Origin of the sequence: Paraburkholderia sp. RL17-373-BIF-A (genome assembly GCF_046030175.1) — a bacterium.
In the GTDB taxonomy this organism is placed as follows: Bacteria; Pseudomonadota; Gammaproteobacteria; order Burkholderiales; family Burkholderiaceae; genus Paraburkholderia.
The window spans coordinates 1-3,955 of sequence record NZ_JARESO010000164.1; the positions used below are offsets into that span (position 1 = coordinate 1).

Genomic DNA, 3,955 nt, shown 5'->3' on the forward strand with positions numbered 1-3,955 from the left:
CTTTAGCATGCCACGCTTGACAAGAACGACGTTCTGTTCCTGAGTCATGCCGGACTCTTTGCGGTTCGCCACGCGCGTTGCCGCTTCGGATTACGTCCACCGCGCCCACGAGCAACACCACGAGAAACCGACCACTGCGAGATTTAGTCTCGGCCAGTGCAGCTAAACCACTCAGCCTCCACGATCAACCTGTCAGGCGCATTCCCGGATAATACACGTCAAAGCTCCGTGCAAGAAGACATAGCGCATTGCGAGCATCCAAGTAGACCGTCCTATCTTGTGGATGGCCGTGATTGTCGCTGGTCAAGTGGTTAGCTGTTGCTTTGCTCTTCGCTGGTCTTACGTGCTTTGTTGCTTGGCAGAGGAAAAGGCTCTTCTGTTCTCCGGACCGACGGACTATGCGCATCGAGCAGTTTGTCGACGGGGCCGACTTTTACATCCGCTGGTGTCCCGCAATGCGGGCTTAAGTCACGCATGGCTCACTGGGAGCGCTTGACTATCGGGAGCGCCTCTCGGTCCTGCGGTATATCGGTGCGACACTTCAGCCGTACCCGGGTTCAATCTTTCACTGAGGCGATAGCCGGCAAGACAAATATGTCGACGCCGCCGGCTTCTAGAGGACAGGCATCGCACCCATGCCGCGTAGCCATGCATGGTCAGCTAGTGCTAGCATTTCCCGGTCACCCGTGCTATTTCCATAAGCGAAGAGCACCCTCGGTCGATCGCCACCAAGCCACTGCTGAAGTCTCTTCACTTTTTCTGGCCCCCAGCAATCCCTCGAGCCTAGCCGACCAGAAAGGTAGTCGCCCTGATATTCCAGTTCCGTCGCCAGTACTGCATCGAATCCCGAGGAGTTGGCAAATATTCGGAGATAAAGCGTAAGCGACGCGCTAACCAAGACTAGCCGGTGGCCGAGGCGCTTGTGTTCCTGAATGCGCGCGTGCATTTCCGGGCGTATCAGCTCTGGCAGTCGTTCGGTCGCGTATCGCTGCGCCGCCGCCTCCAACTGGGGTCGAGTCAGGCCACCTAATGCTCCGGCGAGAAAATGCGCTTTGGCGCTTGCCCGGTCACATTTGCCAATCAAGAAGCCTAGGAACCATGGAGCCGCGCGCAGTGCGCCGTAGATCAGTCGTGGTCCACCTGCGGTAAAACGCACGAAATCGCGGAGGCTGTTTGACGTGGTGATTGTGCCATCAAAATCGAAGGCAGCTACGGCAGTGTCGCACGGTCTAGGCAATTTGCCAGAACGGTCAATCGACAATCGCCCGGACGCTGTGGGCTCATCACGGCGGCACGCTTGATGCTTTACATTCATACATGTTCCCTATTGCTTGAATAATGCTGGTGCATTTAACGGAACGATGCAGCCTTGTCCGCGTCGTTGGTGTCAACCCCTACCAAGTCATCGTCTGCCTCGATGGCTTCCGCAACTGCGGTGGCATCCCCAATCGTTTCGTCATAGGCATTTAGTCGGCGATCGCGTCGGTAGCAGAACGAACATGGACGTGAACTGCATGGAGCGCACTGACTGGTGCCTCCGAAATTCTCTTCGACTTTGTATCGGTTTCTGAGACGGCGTGTAATCACACAGCGCTTCTAACCTCGGCAGCCTAACCACTTGGGATGTGCAGAAAACTTCCTCAAGTTGGCGTTTGTTGTGTGGCATATCATGGACTAGGGACGCTTCGTTATCGCTATTAATGACTCTTCGCAATCAGACGTGGATCGGTTGACCGCGCCCGATAGTCTTGCTAGAGGGCTGATGGTCGCCCGGCTTAGAGAGGCAGGCTGCCGTGCGTCCCCGTGACGGGTGCACTGCATCGGCATGCTTGAGTACAAAGCAGAAAAGCCACAACCAAGTCGCGGGGCAGTGACAGCGACAGGATGAGTCCGCTGTGAACCACGAGGTCAATGTAACAGACGGGCACAAGCTCGCCTTCCGGCAAACACCTGAACTTTTCAGACAAGCATCCCGCTTACCGTTGGGTCTCAGAACGAAGCTCACGCACTTCCCGCTCCAGTTCCTTGAGCCGATCCTGCTCCTGCGTACTCGTGCCCGGGCGCAACCTAGATTCCGCTCTTCCTTGCGCACCCGGCTCCGCAGCGTCTTGCCCGAGCAGCCAAACTTCGCTGCGATCAACGCGCCGTCTCCGTGACGGGTCCGGTTTCGTGGATGGTCTGAAAGCTACCGTGCGCGTCGGCCTGCAGCGTGCCGTTGAACGACTCGAGGTGCTGGTGCGGATGGATGTCCCTGCGATCCGGCGTATCGGTGAACCACGCCGCTGGTGGCGTTACGACGGCCGACGGGCGATCATCGCGCACGTATACCCACAGGCGACCGGTCTTCGTCTTGCCGTTGCCCAGTGCAAGCATTGGAACCGGCGTGTCGTCGGTATGCAGTTTCTTCGCCGACATCACGTGACGACGCATTGTTTCAACGAGCGGCTGCAGCCCGTCGTCGCGTGACCGACCCACTTCGCCAGAAGCGAGCGATCAAGCTGGACACCTTCTTACCCGTATATGACAGATTGCCGGTAAAGCGGCACTTGGTCTGCGAACTTGGACCAAAACGTGTGCGAGCAGCCCTGGACCGGCGAGACCGCGTTCGATGGGACGGCTCGGGGCAGGCCCTGGTAGCTATGGTCGCAACACACGCAGGCAAACCTCGGGCGCATTATGACGGATGACTCGGATGCTGGCCGGTACGTACTCAAGTTGTTCGGCGACGTCTTCGCCCAGCGACTTCATCTGACCACCGCACTGCGTGCCCGTCCCGGCAGGTTCAGGCAGGTTCGTCCGGATCTCGCGCGGCAGATGCTCAGGCAGTGGCTTGAGCGATGTCTGTTCCGCAGCCGCGCGCGGCGTCTTCGGGATTTCAACCGGGGCCGCGCCTTTGTCGGCCTCAAACTCCTCGAGACGCAGTTCAGGTTGTTCGATCTGCTGGTCCAGCTTCTCCCACTTGCGACCGAACTTCGTACGGCGAAGCTTGGCAATGAGCAGCTTCAGGTGTTCGACTTCGTCTGTACGCGAAGCCAGCGCTCCTTGCTGCGAGTCGACCGTTTCCTGCAGTTTGAGCCCTTGCGCATCGCGTTCGCGCAGGGCCGCCTCCCGGCTGAGCAGCATGGCCTTTGGCGTATCTACATCGTCAGGAAGTGAGTTCGCGCGCGTCATGCAGGCAGTTTACGCGCCAGCGACTACGTGTACAACGCCGACGTCGGTCGTGCCGTTCTCGTCGGTTGCCGCCAGTCGATGCCTTGCAGCAGCATTGATAATTGCGCCGGGCTCAGGCAAACGACGCCGCTGTCGGCCTGAGGCCATACGGAACGTCCCTTCTCAAGTCGCCTCATCAGCAGACACATTTTATCGTCGCTCCAACACAGCACGTTGAGCTGGTCGCCGCGTTTGCCACGACACACGAAGACGCTCCCGCACAAGGGATCGCGTTTCAGTACGTCTGGACCTTTGCGGCCAGACTGTTGAGGCCTGAGCGCATGGTCGGTCACCCCAGCAGCCAGTCAGACGCGTGTGTGGGACGGCAGACCGATCATGCTGCTGATCCCGGCATACCGCTCAGCACCATCATCAACGTACTTTGGGGGGGGCGGACGAAAACCTGGGCTACGTGGAGGTAGTTCATGTTCTCATTCGAAGATCGCATCCGAGCAGTCCGACTCTACTTGAAACTGGGCAAGCGCAACGGGGCAACCATCCGGCAATTGGGCTACCCAACGAGGAACTTTCAAAGCCTGGCACCGCGAATACGAACAGTGCCATGATCGACGGGCTGGCTATGTCCGTTCGAGTCCGGGGTATTCAGCTGAACAGAAGAAGCTGGCCGTCAGTCATTATTTGACCCATGACGCGCTGTGCAGCCGCAACTCTGGGGGCTTTGAACTATCCGAGTCGCGAGACGCTTGCAGCCCGGATTGAAGAACTGGTGCCCTGAAATCAGGAG

The 3,955-nt window shown here is 58.5% G+C and carries 4 protein-coding genes and 1 pseudogene; 1 reads left to right on the forward strand and 4 read right to left on the reverse strand.

Features of this window, described 5'->3' with window-relative positions:
• Positions 1 to 613 precede the first annotated feature (613 nt).
• From P0D80_RS48915 to tnpB, 4 genes are all read right to left on the reverse strand, one after another.
• Complete coding sequence (locus P0D80_RS48915; protein WP_408295641.1) at positions 614 to 1,315, reverse strand: HAD family hydrolase; 702 nt, start codon at positions 1,313 to 1,315, stop codon at positions 614 to 616.
• 821 nt (positions 1,316 to 2,136) lie between these two features.
• Positions 2,137 to 2,475: an IS66 family transposase gene (locus tag P0D80_RS48920; RefSeq protein ID WP_408295644.1), complete on the reverse strand. Its 339-nt coding sequence runs from the start codon at positions 2,473 to 2,475 to the stop codon at positions 2,137 to 2,139.
• A 162-nt stretch (positions 2,476 to 2,637) separates the two neighbouring features.
• Positions 2,638 to 3,171 carry an IS66 family transposase gene (locus P0D80_RS48925; protein WP_408295647.1) on the reverse strand — a complete coding sequence of 178 codons (534 nt, stop codon included), beginning with the start codon at positions 3,169 to 3,171 and terminating at the stop codon, positions 2,638 to 2,640.
• A gap of 23 nt (positions 3,172 to 3,194) precedes the next feature.
• Positions 3,195 to 3,503, reverse strand: a complete 309-nt coding sequence (gene tnpB / locus P0D80_RS48930) for an IS66 family insertion sequence element accessory protein TnpB (protein ID WP_408295650.1) — start codon at positions 3,501 to 3,503, stop codon at positions 3,195 to 3,197.
• A 132-nt stretch (positions 3,504 to 3,635) separates the two neighbouring features.
• Between tnpB and P0D80_RS48935 the strand changes: the two are divergent.
• Positions 3,636 to 3,943 (forward strand): annotated as a pseudogene (locus P0D80_RS48935) (IS3 family transposase); the annotation flags it as partial.
• Positions 3,944 to 3,955 lie beyond the last annotated feature (12 nt).